General features: G+C 68.9%; 3 protein-coding genes. 2 read left to right on the top strand and 1 reads right to left on the bottom strand.

Annotated elements, in window-relative coordinates:
- Positions 1-6: 6 nt before the first annotated feature.
- A complete protein-coding gene (locus VGD85_RS23195; protein ID WP_414690854.1) occupies positions 7-369 on the top strand; it encodes a ribbon-helix-helix protein, CopG family in 363 nt (120 codons plus the stop codon).
- A gap of 274 nt (positions 370-643) precedes the next feature.
- Here VGD85_RS23195 and ychF read toward each other — a convergent pair whose 3' ends face one another.
- A complete protein-coding gene (ychF, locus tag VGD85_RS22100) occupies positions 644-1,720 on the bottom strand; it encodes a redox-regulated ATPase YchF (RefSeq protein WP_331065589.1) in 1,077 nt (358 codons plus the stop codon).
- A 93-nt stretch (positions 1,721-1,813) separates the two neighbouring features.
- On the opposite strand from ychF, the gene VGD85_RS22095 reads away from it, so the two are divergent.
- Positions 1,814-2,590 carry an exodeoxyribonuclease III gene (locus tag VGD85_RS22095; protein WP_331065588.1) on the top strand — a complete coding sequence of 259 codons (777 nt, stop codon included), beginning with the start codon at positions 1,814-1,816 and terminating at the stop codon, positions 2,588-2,590.
- Positions 2,591-2,614 lie beyond the last annotated feature (24 nt).

Here is a 2,614-nt window from a genome sequence, read left to right as displayed (position 1 = left end):
TGTGCCATGACCGCCTCATTCCTTCGGTCTCTCAGTTTCGATCCCGCGGGTAGCCGCGCTTCAATCAAGACTTCCACTGACGATTGCGTGGCGCGGGTAACCGCGCCTCCTCGGCGTGTCGCGGCTACCCGCGCCAGCAGCTACCGGCATGCTCTCGATATGCCTGAGTCGAGCAGCAAGCGGAGCCGCCGCGGGACCGACGTACGTCGGCGTCATCACCAAGTGGGCGTGCGGTTGCTTCCCGAGGAACTGGAAGAGTTGCAGGGTCTCGCTGAGCGCTATGGAGTCTCGCCCGCCGAAGTGCTGCGACGAGCACTCCTCGCCGAAGCTCGCCAATTCACGCCTAACGCAGGTCCCGCCACCGGTTGACACATCGCGGGACTTGACCCGCATTCGTTCGGCTGCCCGCTTGCGCCGCTACATCACAACCGGAATGACACCAAGTCAGCCGAGATCGATTGTGGCTCCAGCGATCGACGCCATTCCGCCGAAGGATCACGTCACAGACGGCTGAGCGGTAGCACGGCGGGATCATTTTTGGGCGCCCGGGACAGCCCGATCGAGCCCATCACGCCAAATTTCTTGCGGACTCTGTGCGGACTGAGAGGGGTCATACCCCTCTGACCTGCGGTTTTACGTCGATTCACACGTTGAAGCGGAACTCCACGACGTCGCCGTCCTGCATGACGTAGTCCTTGCCCTCCATGCGGACCTTGCCGGCCTCGCGGGCCTTGAGCAGGGAGCCGGCCTCGATGAGGTCGGCGAAGGAGACGATCTCGGCCTTGATGAACCCGCGCTGGAAGTCGGTGTGGATCACGCCCGCGGCCTCGGGGGCGGTGGCGCCCTTGGGGATCGTCCAGGCGCGGGTCTCCTTGGGGCCGGCGGTGAGGTAGGTCTGCAGGCCGAGGGTGTCGAAGCCGACCCGGGCCAGGACCTCCAGGCCGGGCTCCTCGACGCCCATCTCGTGGAGCATCTCGCGGGCCTCGTCGTCGTCGCCGAGCTCGACCAGCTCGGCCTCGAACTTCGCGTCGAGGAAGATCGCCTCGGACGGCGCGACCAGCGCGCGCATCTTGTCCTTGAGCGCCTCGTCGGCGAGCTCGTCGGCGTCGCAGTTGAACACGTAGATGAAGGGCTTGGCGGTGAGCAGCGACAGCTCGCGGATCAGCGAGCGGTCCAGGTCGGTCGCGATGATCGGCGTACCGGCCTCGAGGTGCGCGAGGGCCGCCTTGGCGGCCTCGGCCACCGGGGCCAGCTCCTTCTTGCCCTTGGCCTCCTTCTCCAGCCGCGGGATCGCCTTCTCGACCGTCTGCAGGTCCGCGAGGATCAGCTCGGTCTGGATCGTGGAGATGTCGCTGGCCGGGTTGACCTCGCCGTCGACGTGGGTGACGTCCTCGTCGCGGAAGACCCGGGTGACCTGGCAGATCGCCGCAGACTCGCGGATGTGGGAGAGGAACTTGTTGCCCAGGCCCTCGCCCTCGGACGCGCCGCGGACGATGCCGGCGATGTCGACGAACTCCACCGTCGCGGGGAGGATCTTCGCGGACCCGAACACCTCAGCGAGCTTCGCCAACCGCTCGTCCGGGACGCCGACCACGCCGACGTTCGGCTCGATCGTCGCGAACGGGTAGTTCGCCGCGAGCACGTCGTTCTTGGTCAGGGCGTTGAAGAGCGTGGACTTGCCGGCGTTGGGCAGTCCGACGATGCCGATGGTGAGAGCCACGGGCCGCGAGTCTACGGCGCGGCGCGGGCGCGCCCCGAATCACCGACCCCCGCTGGGCCCGGCCGCATCGGATCACGTGGCTAGGGTGACGCCGTGCGCATCGCGACGTGGAACGTCAACTCCCTCCGCTCCCGCATCGACCGCGTCGAGGCGTTCCTCGACCGCCACGAGGTCGACGTGCTCGCGCTCCAGGAGACCAAGGCCCGCGAGGACCAGCTCCCGCTGATGGGCCTCGAGGCCCGCGGCTACGAGGTCGCGGTCGCCGGGGTCAACCAGTGGAACGGCGTCGCCGTGATCAGCCGGGTCGGCCTGAGCGACGTGGAGGTCGGCTTCCCCGGGCAACCCGGGTGGGGGGAGTCGCCCGAGACCGAGTCCCGGGCGATCGGCGCGACCTGCGGCGGCGTACGGATCTGGTCGCTCTACGTCCCCAACGGCCGCAAGCCCGACGACCCCCACTACGTCTACAAGCTCGAGTGGCTGGCGCGGCTGCGGGACGCGGCCCGGGCCTGGAGCGACCAGGACGTCGCGCTGGTCGGCGACTGGAACATCGCACCGACCGACGAGGACGTCTTCGACATGGCGCAGTTCGCGCGGTCGACCCACGTGACCCCGCCCGAGCGCGCGGCGTTCCAGGCGTTCCTCGACGACGGGTACGTCGACGTGGTGCGCCCGCACGCGCCCGGACCGGAGGTCTACACCTACTGGGACTACTACCGGCAGCGCTACGAGCGCAACCGCGGCATGCGCATCGACTTCGTCCTCGGCTCCCCCTCGCTCGCGGCCCGGGTCACCGGCGCCTTCATCGACCGCGAGGAGCGGGCCGGCGCCGGCGCCTCCGACCACGCCCCGGTGGTGGTGGACCTGGCCTGAGGCCGTGCGGGTTTCACCGGCCGA

This window comes from Nocardioides sp., from assembly GCF_036401255.1.
In the GTDB taxonomy this organism is placed as follows: Bacteria; Actinomycetota; Actinomycetes; order Propionibacteriales; family Nocardioidaceae; genus Nocardioides.
This window is presented reverse-complemented; position numbering and strand designations above follow the sequence as displayed.

Bases quoted from the DNA above. Each gene is read 5' to 3' on its own strand.
- VGD85_RS23195 (WP_414690854.1), top strand. From the start codon at position 7: ATGACCGCCTCATTCCTTCGGTCTCTCAGTTTCGATCCCGCGGGTAGC.